The organism is Limnospira fusiformis SAG 85.79, from assembly GCF_012516315.1.
GTDB classification, from domain to species: domain Bacteria; phylum Cyanobacteriota; class Cyanobacteriia; order Cyanobacteriales; family Microcoleaceae; genus Limnospira; species Limnospira fusiformis.
Window position 1 is genome coordinate 5,283,153 of the sequence record NZ_CP051185.1, and the last position, 18,506, is coordinate 5,301,658.

Genomic DNA, 18,506 nt, shown 5'->3' on the forward strand with positions numbered 1-18,506 from the left:
TCTACCTTAAACCTATTTGCTTAAAAATAGTGTTAAGAATTGTCACAGATAGTAGACAGGAGAGATTGAGAGTACCAGAAACCGCTGTTGCTTAGAGGAAAATTTGACTAATAGCAATTTTGCCGCTGAAACAAACATCTACATCTGTACCAGGGGTGCGATCGCGTTGACCATAATCTCCGATATATTGGTATTGTTCCCCATTCACCTGATATTTAGCCGGAAGCGGGTCACAGGAGGGAGTACAGAAGACCATTTCCGGGTCTGGTTCTTCTGGCTGTAGATAGGGGAGATTGACATTCCAGAAACTGCGCGGTAAACAAGGTTGATTAAGCAGGTTTTCCAAGACGGCTTGGGTGAGGCGAGTCGCGCGTTCCCAGTCGGCTGGTTTACCGCCTTTTCGATACTGAGAAATAGCAATAGCCGGAATGCCATGTATAGCGGCTTCTCTAACAGCGGCTACAGTCCCAGATATGTAGGTATCAACACCTAAATTACCCCCGGCATTAATCCCTGAGAGAACCCAGGACAAATCTGGACATAAATGGCTAATGGCCAGGCGAACACAATCGGCAGGAGTTCCAGCGATCGCATAATGAGTGGGAGAACGGCGTGATATATTAATGGGGGTAGCGGTGGTGACTTGATGACCACAGCCGGAAAGGTGATCGCGGGGAGCGACCCAAAGGCAGGGACTCTTTACAGCGGCCGATAAGGCTTTAATTCCAGGTGCATCAATTCCATCATCATTAGTTAATATAATCGTCATATTTAGGAAGTCCGGTTGCCGTCCCTACATTTTAACCGACAAGTGCCGATCCGGTTTCCGGTTTCCCGATTAAGATTTTTCTATAAAATGAGATTAAGCAACGTATGGGATAAAAATTGAGCGATATGCAGATTTTCTGCTCAGGTCATTAAAGATGGTTTTAATCAAATTATTGACGTTTTTCGCAGTAGTCACATAATGATTTCGTGCTAATTGAAAACCGAGGGAGAGAGAACTAACCGCCGATTCTGATTGAATTAGGATGACGGGAATATCAGCGGTTTTCTGATTCTGCTGTAGCCGATGAATAAATCTATAGGTATTGCGATCGCTCAAATTTAAACTACTGATAATGAGATGCGGTTTGATTTCTTTAGCGATTTGCACCGCCCAGTTCCCGCCTTCTGCACAGATAATATTAAACTGCTCCAAGGCGATCGCATCCTCTAAAGTTGAGTTAAAATCCTGGTTTTCTTCCACCCATAAAATATCAAATATCATAATTTTGTCCCCACAGTGTATTAACTAGGAATAGTGCGACACCGATTCAATCCGATAAATCTAGTTTGATAATTTCACACAATCCCATCAATGGAGGAAATCAAGAACAGGTGACAGGGAGAGGAGGATTAATGATCCAATCATCAATTATCGACCCCACGACCCCAGGTTATTGACCAATGACTTTTTACTAACCAGTCCCATAACAGTCCGGTAACCAGCCATCAGACTTTTAGTTCCCCCAGAGTCCCTTACTGAATGACCTCCCGTACAACTACTTACCAAATATAAACAGCAATTGTGAAGATTATGTGATCAACAACCCAATTTTCCGATGAATATGTTAGAGTTGGGGCATCAGGCTTTTGTTTAAGATACTCTAGCCATTAGCCGGAGGGATGCGGAACTGCCCAAACTCCCCGGCTTGGCTATATTGATACAGGTTCTAGGTGTTATATTCGCTATGTATGGGGATCTGAATACAGAACTCCGAACCCACACCTGGTTCTGATGTGCAGTTTAACTTCCCTTTGTGCAAATCGACGACAATTTGATAGCTAACGGATAGACCCAACCCAGTCCCCTGACCCACAGGCTTAGTGGTAAAGAATGGGTCAAAAATGCGCGATCGCAACTCTTCAGGTATACCCACTCCATTATCAGCAATGCGAATAAATGCCAGGTTATTTTTAGTTAAACCAGTAGTAATTGTCAGTGTAGGTTCCTTAGCAGATTGCTGACATTCGGAGCTTTTTAGGGCATCAATAGCATTATTAAAGATATGCAAAAACACCTGATTTATCTGGCCAGCATAGCATTCAACTTTAGGCAAATCACCGTAATTTTTAATCACCACAATTTCCCGCTCTCCAGGTAAGGGTCGGAGGCGACTTGTCAAGACCATCAAAGTGCTATCAATCCCCTGATGAAGGTCTATTTCCTTAATTGCCGACTCATTCAATCGGGAAAAACTTTGCAGGGAGTTAACAATTTCCTGAATCCTTTTAGCACCATTCTGAATGGAATTAATCAACTGAGGAATATCAGTAATTAAAAAATTGAGATCAATCTCTTCGATTAATTCTGTAATTGCCAATGGTGGTTCTGTATAATATTGTCGATAGGATTCAATTAGCAACAGTAAATCCTGGGTATATTCTTCCAGGTGAGGCACATTACCAACAATAAATCCCACGGGATTATTAATTTCATGAGCCACCCCGGCCACCATTTGTCCCAAGCCAGACATTTTCTCGCTCTGAATTAGTTGGGTTTGGGTGCGTTTGAGTTTAGTTAAGGCTTTTTCTAGTTTCTCGGTCTGTTGTTGGAGGTGAATTTCCGCCCGTTTCCGCTCAGTAATATCCATAATCGTCCCAAACAGGCTGACAATTTGGTTATCGTGATTCAAAATGGCTTTAAACTTAATATGAACATAGCTAACTGAGTTTTCATCCTTGATAATTCTGGCTTCTGCCTGACAAGTAGTTCCATTATTGCGAGTTTCTGCTAGGGCTTTCTCAACCAATGGTCTATCTTCGGGGTGATAGCATTGCAGACATTGCTCTACGGAAGGTATACCCAAGGTCTGGTCTAAGCCCAAAATCCTAAATACCTCATCAGACCAAGTAAGTTCCCCAGTATCGATATCCAATTCCCAATTACCAATATGGGCTAATTCCTGGGCTTCCTGAAGATCGGAGGTGATTTCCCGCAGGCTGGCTTCGGCTTTTTTCCGGGATGTAATATCATTTAAAGATGCTACAGCACCCAAAACATTACCCCGACCATCTTTGATAGCACTAGCACGCAGTAACACCTGAAAGACACGGTTATTTTTAGCGCGGTGTTCGACTTCACCCACCCAGTTTTTGCCTTGGCTAATGACCGCAAAAATTTGTCGGGGAATTTGCGGGTCAGTATAAGCGCCAGATATCCCCCCAAATACTTGGTTAAATTCTTCTGGGGTTTCACACCCAAACATCTCAGAAAAGGCGGGATTTTGATAAAAGTGATTCCACTGTGCATCAGCCATAGCGATCGCATCACTAGAGCTTTCCACAGCCTGTTTATAAAGCATTAAGGTAGCTTCAGCCTGTTTGCGTTCGGTAACATCACGGCAAATACACACCACCCCAGCGGCACTTTTAGTTACAGACATCTCCTGGATGAAGAAACTACCATCTTGGCGACGACTACGGAGTTCTCCTTGCCATTCATTTTCAGCAGCAAAGACGGGAGAGACTTCTCGCCGGATATATTCTATCTCATCCCCATCATATAATTCCTGCCAAGTTTTGCCTAAAATCTCTTCAGCTTGGCTGTAGCCGAACATTTCTAAATAAGCACGGTTAACATAGGTAAATACTCCCTCGGAATTTTGTAAGGCGATACCGTCGGTGCTGGCTTCAATGGCGGCGAGTCGCTGTTTGAGTAGTTCCTCTTGTTGTAGGCGATCGCTAATATCATCTAATATTCCCAACACTCCAACTATATTTCCCTGGTGATTATCAAGGGGAATTTTGGTAGTTTCGACCAGAATTTCTTTTCCTTGGACTAGGTGGCGGGTTCCTCTGACTTTGATTTGAGGCGATTTTGAGGATATAACTTGGCGATCGAATTCCTGATACAATTTAGCCTCTTGAGGAGTCCAAGGTAAATCATCATCAGTTTTACCCACAATTTCTCTGGGGTCTTGTAATCCGACTTTCTCCGCAAATTGACGGTTACATCCCAAGTAAACAGAGTTACAGTCTTTCCAAAAAACGGCTTGAGGAACATAATCAATTACCATCTGTAACAGGTGGTCACAATTTATGGAATTGGAGTGATTGGCAATCACATTAATTTTCTGCTGCTGTAATTTTTGCCTCAGACTGTGATTTTCCTGTTGCAGTTGGACTACATGACGACGTAATTCGGCAAGTTCCCCTTGCAGATGGTTGGTCGGTTCCACTTCTGAATAATCACAATCACAAGAATTATTGGATAAGCTATCGTTAACGGTCAAGTATACACCATTACTGGACCAATTTTCATTGTCGGACATTTGATTTTCCCTTGATGTCATCGGCGACTTAAATTTGCAACCACTTTCTCTAGCATCTGGTCTTGAGGAAATTATAGCTTGAGTCCTGAAAAAATACAGTTTTTCTGAGATAAAACCAAAATATTTTTTTTGCCAAGTATCCCCTGGTGGGGCATCCCCAAATTAATGCCGAGATATACCCGCTAGTTTTAACCAAAACATCATCTTAATCGGACAACATTTAACTTTTATCTACCCTAGGAGGTAGGTAATTTAACAATTGCTTCTAGCTTTCGGGAGTAGCAAAATGGGTAAGCTAGGGTGGCGTGGGGTTTGCACCCGGGCGGTCCGTAATGCTTCTGCTATCCATGTATTGCAATGTCTGAGGAGGGAATAAACACCTTGGGCTTCATAAAAACTGTCTCTGATACCATAACCATAGCCGATTCTGATGGGATTTCCGGCGGAGTCAAGTTTAAAGGAATTTTGCAGAAAATCGACCAATTTTAAGTAATTATCCTCACTGATATTAAGGGGTTGTAAATCTTGTGCTACTGGGAGGGTCTGATATACTTGAACTCGCAAAACTGATGGAGTAGGTATAAATAATGCTTTCAGGGCGGTTGTTAATTGTAAATCCGCGAAGGTCGGAGATTCTAGGTAAACTTGGCGATCGCCCCAACCCATGGCTAGATATCGATAATTGCCAGAGGTTTGTCTCCCAACTTCTGATAAGTCGATAAACTGATGCCAGTCAAATACGGAGGTTTCCACTGGCACCAAGATATCTGTATGTAATATATTTCCGGTTATATAAATGGTTATATCACAACTTTTTTGCGAGGGTAAAATCCAGAAATAAGGCAAAAATAATGGCATGATTAAACATATCAAAAATGCCAGGATGGTGATAATTTTATATTTAGCTTTTGCGGGGAATTTTAGCTTAGATATAATCTTCACTGTGAAGGGGTTGATTGAGGGGCAAGGTGATTAAGGATGGAGGGGCGCGAAAAAGGGGTGCGAGTAAATCACACCCCATAATTGTACTGTCCTAAACTGGAATTGAGGTCAAGTTATTTGACAGCAACCACTTCTGATTCGGTGGGCTGTTCGGCTTCGATCGCAGTATTTTCGGTAATGATGTCATCATTAAGATCCAGGGAACCGCCAGGGGCTTCTGGGTGTTGGGTAGAAATAGCCATCCGGCGATAGGCATAAGCCCCACCAGCGGCAGCCAACCCAGCGACACCAGCAATGGCTGCGATCGCTTTATAGTCGGATTTAAAAAGGCTCATATTATGCCAGAAAGAGGTCAACTTAGTAGTTGCAGCCCCTTCATTAGCTTGACCTTTGCTGCTGAACACACAAGCGGTAGTCGCAGTAGCAGTCAAGGAAATGGTGGCGATCGCCATAGCAGATGCTAATACAGAAAGTCGCTTCATGTTGAATCAGTATGATAATAGTGGTCTACAAAACATTAGATAGATATGTTAGCAGCTAATTTTGATTTTGGGTGGTATCAAATTTGGCAAAATCAGAAAAAATCAGTAATTTTACCTTGTTCCACCATGAGAATTTGGCTTTGTTGCAACCACTGATGGTCAAAAGCGCCTAAATGGGTAGTAGTAATCAGAGTTTGAAATCGCTCAGAGATGGCTTGTAGAAGCTGATTTTGGCGATGGGGGTCAAGTTCTGCTAGTACATCGTCCAACAGAAGTAAAGGGGGTTCACCGATGACGGACTCAATGAGTTGCAATTCCGCCAACTTGAGGGCTAAAACCAAAGTCCGCTGCTGACCGGATGATCCATATTGGCGGGCGGGAGTTTGGTTAATGGTAAAAATGACATCATCACGGTGTGGACCCACTAGAGTCAACCCTTGAGAACGTTCGGCGATCGCTCTGGTGCTAATTTTGGTCAAAAATGCCTGTTGTACCTGTTCAGGAGGCCACCGAGACCACCTCTGTTGTTGTTTAGAAGGGGGTTCAATGTTAGGCTGATAGGTGATATTCAGGGTTTCCCTACTGCCACTAATACTTTGATGCCACATCCGCGCTAAAGGTTCGAGCCTTTCAATAACGCGATCAGCGGCGACGGAGTACCCGCGCCCCAGCCACTGCCAATTGAGCATCCCAAACGGCTAATTCTTCCGGGGTAGTTCCTGCCATGGGTCCCCGTTTTAACAAAGCATTACGTTGTCGCAACACCCGGTTATATTGATCTAACATATAGGCATAAACTGGTTCTAGTTGAATCAGAAGCCGATCAAGCCAGTGGCGGCGTTCAGCGGGACTACCGCGCACAAGATCCAAATCCAGACTAGAAAACTGGACAACATTAAGGATACTGAGAAAATCAAGATGACGTTTGACCGATTGACCATTGATGGCAACTGTTCGGCGACCTTGACTCCTCAAAGTCAAAGCCAGGTCAAGTGTACCACTATCACGCTCAAGGGTAGCAGTAATTTGGGCGATCGCATGATTGTCCAAAACCAGATCGCGATCGCGGTTAACCCGATGACTTTTGAGGGTAGACAGCAATTCGACGGCTTCGAGTAGATTGGATTTGCCTTGAGCGTTGTTGCCCACTAAAATAGTTTTGGGAGCATCAAACGCCACGTCTTGAGCTTCGTAGTTGCGAAACTGTCGGAGATGTAGCGTTTTCAGATACATAGAGTCAGGAGAAAAAAAGATCCGGTCTTAATTGTCTCATCTAACCAGATAAATTCTTTCTGCTGCCACATCAGGGACGATCTTCACTATGTTATCTTAACTAAACTTGAGCAAACGTGCCATATCTAATCTATAACCCCGATACATCGAGTCCGGTCACTTATGAGTTAATGCGCGGTGTCAATACCATCGGGCGTAGCCGGGATAATACTATCTGTATTACAGATATGAGTCTGTCCCGACAACACGCCGTGATTGAGGTTCAGGACAACCGGGTAACTGTGAGCGATCGCAACAGCAGTAATCATGTGTTTGTCAATGAAGCCATGATCCAAAATTGTCAACTCAAAGATGGAGATGTACTCCGCTTAGGGAGGGTGGTGTTAAAATTTGTCGCCTCCGGTGTCACCTCCTCCCAAAAGTCTCCCCGTATTGAGCGATCGCCCACGGCTGTAGTTACCCAGTTTTCTCCCCGTTCAGATATGATTGGGATGCAGGATTTATTGGAACCCGAAGAACGAGATCGTCACTCAGTTCTTAATCTGCGGTCATCCGATACCCATTTACGAGCCGTAGATAAACTCAAAATATTATTAGATGTTAGCCAACAATTATCATCTCCAGAATCCACGAATAAACTACTTGATAAAATCCTAGATTTACTGTTTAAAATTATGGGGGTTGACCGCGCGGCAATTTTATTAGTAAATAACAAAACTAAAGCAATCGAAGAAAAAGCAGTTCGTTATCGTTCTCAAGTGTTAGAGGATGAATATTTTTATAGTAAAAGTATTACTAATACAGTCCTAGAAACTGGGAACGCCATCTTAACTTCAGATGCCCATGTAGACGAGCGTTTTCAGGATTGCGAGTCAATTATTTACCAGGGTATTCATGCTTCCGTGTGCGTTCCTCTCAAACCCAGAGACAAAGTAATTGGGGTTTTATATGTAGATAATCTATCGATGTCTGATGTTTATTCTAATGAAGATGTGGAGTTTTTAAGCACTTTAGCCAATCAAGCGGCTATTGCGATCGACAACGCCGAACTGCGCAAAAAAATGCAGGAAGAAGCGGTAATGCGTAACAAACTAGAGCAATTTTTTGCTCCGGCGGTGAGTCGCAAACTACGGGAAGAAGGCAAACTAGAAATTATCGAAGCTGAAGTTACCGCCTTATTTTCTGATATTACTCGCTTTACGCAAATGTCTTCTCGCCTGGAACCCCGCCAAGTAATATCTATGTTGAATGAATACTTTAAAGTCATGGTAGAGGATATTGTTTTCCCCTATCAAGGAACCTTAGAAAAATATATCGGTGATGCTTTAGTAGCCGTTTGGGGCGCTCCCTACGCCCGCAAAGATGATGTGGAAAGAGCAGTTAAAGCAGCCATTGATATGCAATGGGCTGTCCGCCGCATGAACGATCGCTGGACTAAGGATTATGCGGAACCTTTGCAAATTCACATAGGCTTAAATACCGGACTCGTAGCGGCCGGAAATATAGGTTCTGAGCGATTAATTCAATACGCCCATATTGGTGATACTATGAACGTTGCCAGCCGCATTTGTAGTGCCGCCCAAGCCGGAGAAATTATGATTTCGGCAAGTACATTTAAGCAACTGGGCGACCATAGTTTCCCCCTGGAAAAAATGCCCCATATTCGAGTGAAAGGTAAGGATCAAGCCCTCCAGCTTTACCGTCTTCATTGGGAAGAAGTTCATACCATTTCCCTATAATCTGGCGACTATTACCCGTTGATATGACCGGGGACGAACTCACAAAGCGCCTATATCCCCCCTATTAGGGCGATCGCTTTCAGTGGGCTGGTGGGAATCGTGGGTTAGGGCGATCGCTTTCAGTGGGCTGGTGGGAATCGTGGGTTAGGGCGGGTGCAGCTAGTTGGCTGGTTTCTCCCGTGGCTGCTCTAGCACCCGCCCCTACTGGCGGTGGGAATCGTGGGTTAGGGCGATCGCTTTCAGTGGGCTGGTTTCTCCCGTGGCTGCTCTAGCACCCGCCCCTACTGGCCGTGGGAATCGTGGGTTAGGGCGGGTGCAGCTAGTTGGCTGGTTTCTCCCGTGGCTGCTCTAGCACCCGCCCCTACTGGCCGTGGGAATCGTGGGTTAGGGCGATCGCTTTCAGTGGGCTGGTTTCTCCCGTGGCTGCTCTAGCACCCGCCCCTACTGGCCGTGGGAATCGTGGGTTAGGGCGGGTGCAGCTAGTTGGCTGGTTTCTCCCGTGGCTGCTCTAGCACCCGCCCCTACTGGCCGTGGGAATCGTGGGTTAGGGCGGGTGCAGCTAGTGGGCTGGTTTCTCCCGTGGCTGCTCTAGCACCCGCCCCTACTGGCGGTGGGAATCGTGGGTTAGGGCGATCGCTTTCAGTGGGCTGGTTTCTCCCGTGGCTGCTCTAGCACCCGCCCCTACTGGCCGTGGGAATCGTGGGTTAGGGCGGGTGCAGCTAGTGGGCTGGTTTCTCCCGTGGCTGCTCTAGCACCCGCCCCTACTGGCGGTGGGAATCGTGGGTTAGGGCGGGTGCAGCTAGTGGGCTGGTTTCTCCCGTGGCTGCTCTAGCACCCGCCCCTACTGGCCGTGGGAATCGTGGGTTAGGGCGGGTGCAGCTAGTTGGCTGGTTTCTCCCGTGGCTGCTCTAGCACCCGCCCCTACTGGCGGTGGGAATCGTGGGTTAGGGCGGGTGCAGCTAGTTGGCTGGTTTCTCCCGTGGCTGCTCTAGCACCCGCCCCTACTGGCGGTGGGAATCGTGGGTTAGGGCGGGTGCAGCTAGTGGGCTGGTTTCTCCCGTGGCTGCTCTAGCACCCGCCCCTACTGGCGGTGGGAATCGTGGGTTAGGGCGGGTGCAGCTAGTTGGCTGGTTTCTCCCGTGGCTGCTCTAGCACCCGCCCCTACTGGCCGTGGGAATCGTGGGTTAGGGTTAGGGTTAGGTTAGGGCGATCGCTTTCAGTGGGCTGGTTTCTCCCGTGGCTGCTCTAGCACCCGCCCCTACTGGCCGTGGGAATCGTGGGTTAGGGCGGGTGCAGCTAGTTGGCTGGTTTCTCCCGTGGCTGCTCTAGCACCCGCCCCTACTGGCGGTGGGAATCGTGGGTTAGGTTTAGGGTTAGGTTAGGGCGGGTGCAGCTAGTTGGCTGGTTTCTCCCGTGGCTGCTCTAGCACCCGCCCCTACTGGCCGTGGGAATCGTGGGTTAGGGCGGGTGCAGCTAGTGGGCTGGTTTCTCCCGTGGCTGCTCTAGCACCCGCCCCTACTGGTCGTGGGAATCGTGGGTTAGGGCGGGTGCAGCTAGTGGGCTGGTTTCTCCCGTGGCTGCTCTAGCACCCGCCCCTACTGGCCGTGGGAATCGTGGGTTAGGGCGGGTGCAGCTAGTGGGCTGGTTTCTCCCGTGGCTGCTCTAGCACCCGCCCCTACTGGCGGTGGGAATCGTGGGTTAGGGCGGGTGCAGCTAGTGGGCTGGTTTCTCCCGTGGCTGCTCTAGCACCCGCCCCTACTGGCGGTGGGAATCGTGGGTTAGGGCGGGTGCAGCTAGTTGGCTGGTTTCTCCCGTGGCTGCTCTAGCACCCGCCCCTACTGGCGGTGGGAATCGTGGGTTAGGGCGATCGCTTTCAGTGGGCTGGTTTCTCCCGTGGCTGCTCTAGCACCCGCCCCTACTGGCGGTGGGAATCGTGGGTTAGGGCGGGTGCAGCTAGTTGGCTGGTTTCTCCCGTGGCTGCTCTAGCACCCGCCCCTACTGGCGGTGGGAATCGTGGGTTAGGGCGGGTGCAGCTAGTTGGCTGGTTTCTCCCGTGGCTGCTCTAGCACCCGCCCCTACTGGCGGTGGGAATCGTGGGTTAGGGCGGGTGCAGCTAGTGGGCTGGTTTCTCCCGTGGCTGCTCTAGCACCCGCCCCTACTGGCCGTGGGAATCGTGGGTTAGGGCGGGTGCAGCTAGTGGGCTGGTTTCTCCCGTGGCTGCTCTAGCACCCGCCCCTACTGGCCGTGGGAATCGTGGGTTAGGGCGATCGCTTTCAGTGGGCTGGTTTCTCCCGTGGCTGCTCTAGCACCCGCCCCTACTGGCGGTGGGAATCGTGGGTTAGGGCGGGTGCAGCTAGTGGGCTGGTTTCTCCCGTGGCTGCTCTAGCACCCGCCCCTACTGGCCGTGGGAATCGTGGGTTAGGGTTAGGGTTAGGTTAGGGCGATCGCTTTCAGTGGGCTGGTTTCTCCCGTGGCTGCTCTAGCACCCGCCCCTACAGAGTCGCGCCTACTCTATATTTGTGTCGCCTTCCCTGGTTAAAATAATTAATCCACTATACTCGGATAATCTTCATGGCACAGACTCTACTTTTTAATGCACTGCGTCAAGCCACTGACGAAGAAATGGCTCGCGATCCTGCTGTATTGGTTCTAGGGGAAGATGTAGGTCACTATGGTGGTTCCTACAAAGTGACCAAAGACTTGCATAAGAAATATGGGGATCTGCGAGTTCTCGATACCCCCATTGCTGAAAATAGTTTCACAGGGATGGCAGTTGGTGCCGCTATGACCGGACTGCGACCCATAATCGAAGGGATGAACATGGGATTCCTGCTGCTGGCTTTCAACCAAATTGCTAATAATGGTGGAATGCTGCGCTACACTTCCGGGGGTAACTTTAAAATGCCTTTGGTAATTCGTGGACCCGGCGGGGTGGGTCGTCAATTGGGAGCCGAACACTCTCAACGCCTAGAGTCCTATTTCCAAGCGGTTCCGGGTCTAAAAATTGTCGCCTGTTCTACGCCCTATAATGCTAAGGGTCTACTCAAATCGGCAATTCGGGATGATAACCCGGTTTTGTTCTTTGAGCACGTCCTGCTGTATAACCTCAAGGAAGATCTACCGGAAGAGGAATATTTGGTTCCTATTGACCAGGCGGAAATTGTGCGATCGGGTAAAGATGTCACGATTCTTACCTACTCTCGGATGCGCCATCATGTAATGCAGGCGGTTCCGGCTATGGTGAAACAGGGTTTTGACCCAGAGGTGATTGATTTAATTTCCCTCAAGCCTTTAGACCTGAATACCATTGGCGAGTCGATTCGGAAAACTCACCGTGTGATTATTGTGGAAGAGTGCATGAAAACCGGGGGAATTGGGGCGGAACTGACGGCCTCGATTAATGATAATTTCTTTGATGAACTTGATGCTCCTGTGTTGCGGCTTTCCTCCCAGGATATCCCTACCCCCTATAACGGGATGTTGGAAAGGTTGACGATTGTACAGCCGGAACAGGTTCTGGAGGCGGTTCAGAAGATGTTATCCCACCAGGTATAGCTTAATGGGTTCCGCGTCTGGACTTCTGGGTTGAGTTGGGGTGAAGTTCCATGGCTTTCCTGGTAGTTCGGCGTGGGATCGGATTTTAATGATAAAATGAGTCGTTATCCCTGATTTTGAATTCAGTATGCGAAAACAGCGATCGCTCCTTTTCCTGATCTTACTCCTGGTCATCACTTCCCTGATTATTTTGGTCCGGGTTCCTATTCGCCTGGGACTAGACTTGCGGGGTGGTTCTCAACTCACAATTCAGTTGCAAACCTCCGATGATGTGCCACGCATTGATGAGCGGGTTTTGGAGGGGGTTCAGAGTGTCATCGAAAACCGTGTCAACGGTTTGGGTGTTTCTGAGGCTGTGGTGCAAACTGTAGGAGATGATCAGATTCTGGTGCAACTCCCCGGTGTCAGTGACCCAGAACAAGCGGAACGGGTTTTGGGAGGGACGGCTCAGTTGGATTTCCGGGAGCAAAGACCGGGGACTGAGGGAGAGCTTTTTGCGGAAATACAGGTTAATCGAGCATTAGATGCTGATTTAAGACAGGCGATCGCCACCGGAGACGATGATAGACTCGAACAACTCCTCCAACAACTCAATGAAAGTAATCAGGCGATCGCCTCATTCTATAAAGAACCCATAATTCGCGGCCAGCAGCTACAAGATGCCTTCCCCCAACCCACTCAAGGGGGGAATGGTTGGGAAATTGTCCTGCGCTTTAATAGTGAAGGCGGCAGAAATTTTGCTGAACTTACCAAAAACTTAGCCGGGACAGGACGCACCATTGGCATCTTTTTAGATGACAGTCTGTTAAGTTCTCCCACCGTTTCCGTGGAATTTGCCGATACCGGAATTACCGGGGGAAGTGCCGTAATTACCGGCAATTTTAGCGCCGCCGAAGCTAATGATCTCGCCGTACAATTGCGAGGGGGAGCGCTTCCGGTTCCGGTGGAAATTGTCGAAAACCGCACCGTCGGTGCAACTCTGGGACGTGATAGCATTCAGCGCAGTATTTATGCCGGCAGTGGCGGCTTGATTTTGGTGCTAATTTTTATGGTGGCTTATTATCGCCTACCAGGAGCGATCGCTGATGTGGCTTTGGTGGTTTACGCCTTATTTACCCTAGCCATTTTTGCCCTCTTGGGAGTTACCCTTACCCTACCGGGAATTGCTGGGTTTATCCTTAGTATCGGTATGGCTGTTGATGCTAACGTCCTGATTTTTGAACGCACCCGGGAAGAACTCCGAGCCGGAAAAACCCTCTATCGTTCCGTCGAGTCTGGTTTTTATCGGGCTTTTGGCAGTATCCTGGATGGAAATGTTACCACTGGTATTGCTTGTGCCGCTCTGTTCTGGCTGGGAACTGGACTGGTGAAGGGATTTGCCCTTACCCTCGGTTTGGGGGTGGCTGTGAGTATGTTTACCGCTGTTACCTTTAGCCGCACTCTCATGTTTACCGTGATTAGTTTACCTGAGTTCCGCAAGCCTGAATTGTTTTGTCCAAATCTCCCTAAGACTAATTAGGTTTGATGGTTTTCTCAACTCTTGTGTTGCCCCTAAATTATGGCTTGATCTGAAACTATGACTTTTAGTGTGACAAAACGGCGATCGCTTTGGTGGATGATTTCGGCGGCGGTTATCCTCGCCGGAATAGTGGCGATGTTAATTTCCTGGACTAATCCTGATATTGGCTCACCCATACGCCCCGGACTAGACTTTGTGGGAGGAACTCGCCTCCAGTTGGAACTTGATTGCACTGTTCCCGGTAATTGTGATGGCCCCATTGAGATTGACCAGGTGCGGGAAGTTTTGCAGGCTCAGGACTTGGGTAGCAGTTCCATTCAACTTTTGGATAAAGACCCCATTCAACGCGATCGCCAAATTGTTTCCGTTCGCACTAAAAACCTCAATGTTGATGAACGAACTCAGCTAGAAGCCGCCTTGCGAGAGGCGATCGGAGTTTTTGACCCCCTCGCTACCCAAATCGACACCGTGGGACCAACTCTCGGCCGTCAAATCTTTATTTCTGGACTCCAAGCCTTACTCGTCGCTTTCGCCGGAATTACCGTCTATCTAACTTTCCGGTTCCAGTTTGACTATGCAGTATTTGCATTTGTCGCCCTATTCCATGATGTTTTTCTGACTATGGGGATATTCTCCATTTTCGGTCTGGTTTTTGGCTTAGAAGCCGATACCCTATTTTTAGTAGCCCTCTTGACAATTATCGGGTTTTCTGTTAATGACACCGTGGTAATTTACGATCGCATCCGGGAAATCTTGAAACAAATGCCCGACGCTTCTACCGGGGAAGTCGTTGATAATGCCGTTAACCAAACCTTGGCGCGCTCTATCAATACCACAGTTACCACCATCCTACCCCTGTTTTGCATTTTCCTGTTTGGCGGGGAAACTCTCAAATATTTTGCCCTCACCCTGATTATAGGTTTTATTGCAGGTTCCTACTCTAGTATTTTTATTGCTAGTACCCTCCTGGGTTGGTGGCGCGATCGCAAAGCGTCTAAGTCAACCATCGTCCCTAATGATGAACCTCAGCCAGTGTCTAGGGAAAAATAAATAATTACAGTCCCATGTCCTATCCTGAACCCTCATTAGATGATCCAGTCCTGAAAACTCAAATGAAACGACTCCATGAGTTGATAATTTGGAGTCGCTGGCTGGTGATTATCCTATTATGGTTGGTTATTGGCTCACTGAGTTTGTGGGGAATGCGATCGGACATTTCCCTACTCATGGAACATTTTACCTGGGCTACAGTCCGCCACGGCCTATTTCATAATCGCCTATCTGCGATCGGTTTAGGTATATGTGTAGGCATGACTACCAGCACCTTACTTTGGCAAAGTCGCAACATTCTTATGGGTTTCCCCCTTCGTTATCGCCAACGCCTAGAAAGACAAGTCCTCAAAATTCGCCAACAGGGTTCGACTCATCCCCTGTGGCGGTGGGTAATTAATAATTATAAATAATTAGCCTCCATAACTGAGCAGATCAGCTACCACTAGAAGACTCTCTGAGAATTATCTGCCATAAGTTTGTATAAATTATTACAATTAACCCTTTATGTCAAGTTATGCTTCAGTTGGTTAAGAGATTTGTAAATCATGTGAAATCTTGTGTAATTTGATGTTTGATCAGGCGAATTTGAGTTATGGTTGAGACTATAAAGAAAAAATAAAGGCGGCCACCACAAATTTAAGATTAGTGTGAACAGGCTGCATATCTAAGACGCTCACCCACTCCCGGCTTTGGGGAGAAAATGAACAAACCATAAGGAGGTCTTATGACTCCAACAATGCTCCGTCAACTTTGGTCTTTAGTTGAAAATACCCAACCTTCACATTTAGTTAGTCTGGATGATGATAGCCTGGTTCAGTGCTTGATGGGTCGCCTAAAGAGTCAGTCAAGCATCAATGGTCAGGAGGTGGATATGTTGGATGAGTATATCAACTCTCGTATATCTCTAATTCGTGACCTAGCCGAGGCTCGTCTGTCTGGGGAATCAATGGCTTAATATTCAATAGGGACGGAGTATAGTGTGCGATCGCTCTATATATTACCCCCCCACAATTTCCCCGAAGATCGCGATATATAGCCAATTTATGTCAAACTCCCTTGAAATTGTCCACGAACGATATCGCCAAATTAAGGTAAGTTTATGAAAATTGTCAACTCCCTTCTCAGGCTGTTGTAAGGTAGTCCTGTAGTAGGATGGCAAATTAATTGGGCTCTCCCTCTTCTCCTAAGTCTCCCTCATAGGTGCAAACCTTAATATTGGGTGGCTTAGTGGCGATATGTAAACCGATTCAAAGACAATTCAAAAACTATGCGTAAACAGGGTTTTCTATTATTGGTAAGTTGCTTGTCAGCCTTATCACTCACAGCTTGTGAACCCGGAGGATCTCCAGGTTCTGACGGACCAGCCGCCGGAGGCAGCGGTCAAAGTCGCCTAAATGTTGTCAAAAACCGAGGAGTCCTCATTTGTGGGGTAGATGGTGGTATTCCTGGCTTCAGTTTTGTTGATCAGAGTGGCGAATACTCTGGCTTAGATGTAGATGTCTGTAAAGCCGTAGCAGCAGCCTTATTTGATGACCCTAATGCAGTTCAGTATCGGAACTTAGATTCCACAGAACGTTTTGAAGCCATGAGAGCCGGGGAAGTAGATATGCTTTCGCGCAATACTACCTGGACTCTCAGCCGTGATACATCTGTAGGGATGGAATTTGCCCCTACCACATTCCATGATGGTCAGGGTATGATGGTTCGCGCAGATAGTGGAATTACCAGCTTAGAAGATTTTCAGGATCGCGCCGTCTGTGTAGAAGCGGGAACTACCACCGAACTTAATCTTACTGATAATATGCGCGAACGGGGTATCACCTTTGAGACCGTGACATTCCAACAGGCTGACCCCGCCTATGCGGCTTATGCTGAGGGTCGTTGTGAAGGTATGACCTCTGATAAATCTCAACTCCTCGCTCGTCGCAGCACCCTTCCCAACCCCAATGATCATATTATCCTGGATGTTACTATGTCTAAGGAACCCCTCGGACCTGTAACCCTCAATAATGACTCAGCTTGGTTTGATACCGTCAAATGGGTGACATTTGCTTTGTTTGAAGCCGAAGAACTAGGAATTACTCAAGCTAATGTCGAAGAAATTGCCCAAACTAGCGAGAATCCTACCATTCGCCGTTTTCTTGGCGTGGAAGGGGATTTAGGTACAGGAATGGGTTTAACTAATGATTTTGCTGCTAGGGTGATTAGGCACGTCGGAAACTATGCGGAAGTTTACGATCGCAATTTAGGCGCAGGTTCCCAGTTTAATCTTCCTCGCAATGAAAATGAGCTATGGACTAATGGGGGTTTACTCTTTTCTCCACCATTCCGTTAATGACAAAAATTAGGTGAAGGGTAGGATCTTATTAGTTGAGGCGGTTTTTTCGACTACCAAAACTGATCCACCTTTCATCTATCATGGTCAAGCTGAATAACATCACAGCAGCTTATGGGGACATATCAAGATGAAATTTGTGGATGAGTATCGGGATTTGGAATTGTCCCAAAAATACGCTCAGGCGATCGCATCTATTACTAGCCAACCCTGGACAATCATGGAAATTTGTGGGGGACAAACCCACTCCATTGTTAAATATGGCATTGACAAGTTATTACCTGAACAAATTACTTTAATTCATGGCCCTGGATGTCCCGTCTGTGTGACTCCCATTCACATGATTGATCGCGCTGTTGAAATAGCCACCCTTCCTAATACTATTCTCTGTTCCTTTGGGGATATGTTACGAGTCCCTGGAACCGAAAAAGACTTGCTTTCAGTTAAGGCTATGGGGGGAGATATTCGCATCGTTTATTCCCCTTTAGATAGTTTAAAAATTGCTCAGAATAACCCCGACAAACAGGTGGTATTTTTGGCGGTCGGCTTTGAAACTACAGCACCCGCTACAGCTATGGCGGTTTATCAAGCCAAAGAACTCTCAATTGAGAATTTTTCGATGCTGGTTTCTCATGTGTTAGTTCCTCCGGCGATCGCGGCTATTTTATCTAGTTATAACTGTCTAGTACAGGGGTTTTTAGCGGCTGGTCATGTTTGCACAGTGATGGGATACACTGAATATGAGCCGATTGTAAAAAAATATAATATTCCCATTGTTGTGACTGGTTTTGAACCTGTAGATATTCTTCAGGGGATTTATCTATGTATTAAACAGCTAGAAGAGGGACAAGCTACATTAGAAAATCAATACACTCGTTCGGTACAAAGAGAGGGAAATAAGACGGCACAAACCATTATATCACAAGTATTTGAAGTAGTCAATCGTCAATGGCGCGGCATAGGAGAAATTTCCGAAAGTGGTTTAGGGTTGCGATCGCCCTACGCGGAATTTGACGCAGAAAATCGGTTTAATTTGTCACCGCCACAACCGGATAATTATAGCGAATGTATCAGCGGTGAAATTATGCAGGGAATCAAAAAACCCCATCAGTGTCCCGCCTTTGGAAGCCGCTGTAAACCAGAACATCCCCTCGGTGCGCCCATGGTTTCTTCGGAAGGCGCTTGCGCCGCCTATTATCGTTACCGCCACCAGGGAGAAACCGAGTTATTACAGTAGGGTGCGTCAGACACCAGAAACCATCAGAAAAACCCGATAATTTATTTCTGACGCACCAGAATACTTGTTCGGAAATAGCTTAAAATATTACCCTC

At 47.3% G+C, this 18,506-nt stretch carries 13 protein-coding genes and 1 pseudogene; 8 read left to right on the forward strand and 6 right to left on the reverse strand.

Annotated features, from left to right (window positions below; all coding sequences use genetic code 11):
- Positions 1-91: 91 nt before the first annotated feature.
- The 6 genes and pseudogenes from surE to recF form a co-directional block, all read right to left on the reverse strand.
- Entirely contained in the window at positions 92-769 is a 678-nt protein-coding gene (surE, locus tag HFV01_RS24680; protein ID WP_006621892.1) for a 5'/3'-nucleotidase SurE, read from the reverse strand.
- Between the two features lie 93 nt (positions 770-862).
- Positions 863-1,270 (reverse strand): response regulator, encoded by a 408-nt coding sequence (locus tag HFV01_RS24685; protein ID WP_193520470.1) that lies wholly within the window; start codon positions 1,268-1,270, stop codon positions 863-865.
- A 445-nt stretch (positions 1,271-1,715) separates the two neighbouring features.
- A complete protein-coding gene (locus HFV01_RS24690) occupies positions 1,716-4,316 on the reverse strand; it encodes a PAS domain S-box protein (protein ID WP_006668872.1) in 2,601 nt (866 codons plus the stop codon).
- Between the two features lie 252 nt (positions 4,317-4,568).
- A complete protein-coding gene (locus HFV01_RS24695; protein ID WP_006668873.1) occupies positions 4,569-5,174 on the reverse strand; it encodes a TIGR02117 family protein in 606 nt (201 codons plus the stop codon).
- 197 nt (positions 5,175-5,371) lie between these two features.
- On the reverse strand, positions 5,372-5,740 hold the full coding sequence (locus tag HFV01_RS24700; RefSeq protein WP_006621897.1) for a hypothetical protein: 369 nt from the start codon (positions 5,738-5,740) through the stop codon (positions 5,372-5,374).
- Positions 5,741-5,832: 92 nt separating this feature from the next.
- Positions 5,833-6,973, reverse strand: a pseudogene (gene recF / locus HFV01_RS24705) (DNA replication/repair protein RecF).
- Between the two features lie 116 nt (positions 6,974-7,089).
- Between recF and HFV01_RS24710 the strand changes: the two are divergent.
- The 8 genes from HFV01_RS24710 to hypD all read left to right on the forward strand — a co-directional run bounded on the left by HFV01_RS24710 (position 7,090) and on the right by hypD (position 18,411).
- Positions 7,090-8,712: an adenylate/guanylate cyclase domain-containing protein gene (locus HFV01_RS24710; RefSeq protein WP_008056673.1), complete on the forward strand. Its 1,623-nt coding sequence runs from the start codon at positions 7,090-7,092 to the stop codon at positions 8,710-8,712.
- A 2,571-nt stretch (positions 8,713-11,283) separates the two neighbouring features.
- Complete coding sequence (locus tag HFV01_RS24715; RefSeq protein WP_006621902.1) at positions 11,284-12,267, forward strand: alpha-ketoacid dehydrogenase subunit beta; 984 nt, start codon at positions 11,284-11,286, stop codon at positions 12,265-12,267.
- A 127-nt stretch (positions 12,268-12,394) separates the two neighbouring features.
- Complete coding sequence (gene secD / locus HFV01_RS24720; protein WP_006621903.1) at positions 12,395-13,786, forward strand: protein translocase subunit SecD; 1,392 nt, start codon at positions 12,395-12,397, stop codon at positions 13,784-13,786.
- 57 nt (positions 13,787-13,843) lie between these two features.
- Positions 13,844-14,836: a protein translocase subunit SecF gene (gene secF, locus HFV01_RS24725; protein WP_006621904.1), complete on the forward strand. Its 993-nt coding sequence runs from the start codon at positions 13,844-13,846 to the stop codon at positions 14,834-14,836.
- Between the two features lie 14 nt (positions 14,837-14,850).
- Positions 14,851-15,249 (forward strand): hypothetical protein, encoded by a 399-nt coding sequence (locus HFV01_RS24730; protein WP_006668879.1) that lies wholly within the window; start codon positions 14,851-14,853, stop codon positions 15,247-15,249.
- Positions 15,250-15,563: 314 nt separating this feature from the next.
- Entirely contained in the window at positions 15,564-15,794 is a 231-nt protein-coding gene (locus HFV01_RS24735; RefSeq protein ID WP_006668881.1) for a hypothetical protein, read from the forward strand.
- Positions 15,795-16,106: 312 nt separating this feature from the next.
- The gene (locus tag HFV01_RS24740) at positions 16,107-17,174 is read left to right on the forward strand and encodes an amino acid ABC transporter substrate-binding protein (protein WP_193520471.1); all 1,068 of its coding nucleotides are present in this window, start codon (positions 16,107-16,109) and stop codon (positions 17,172-17,174) included.
- Positions 17,175-17,304: 130 nt separating this feature from the next.
- A complete protein-coding gene (gene hypD / locus HFV01_RS24745; RefSeq protein WP_006621911.1) occupies positions 17,305-18,411 on the forward strand; it encodes a hydrogenase formation protein HypD in 1,107 nt (368 codons plus the stop codon).
- Positions 18,412-18,506: the final 95 nt, after the last annotated feature.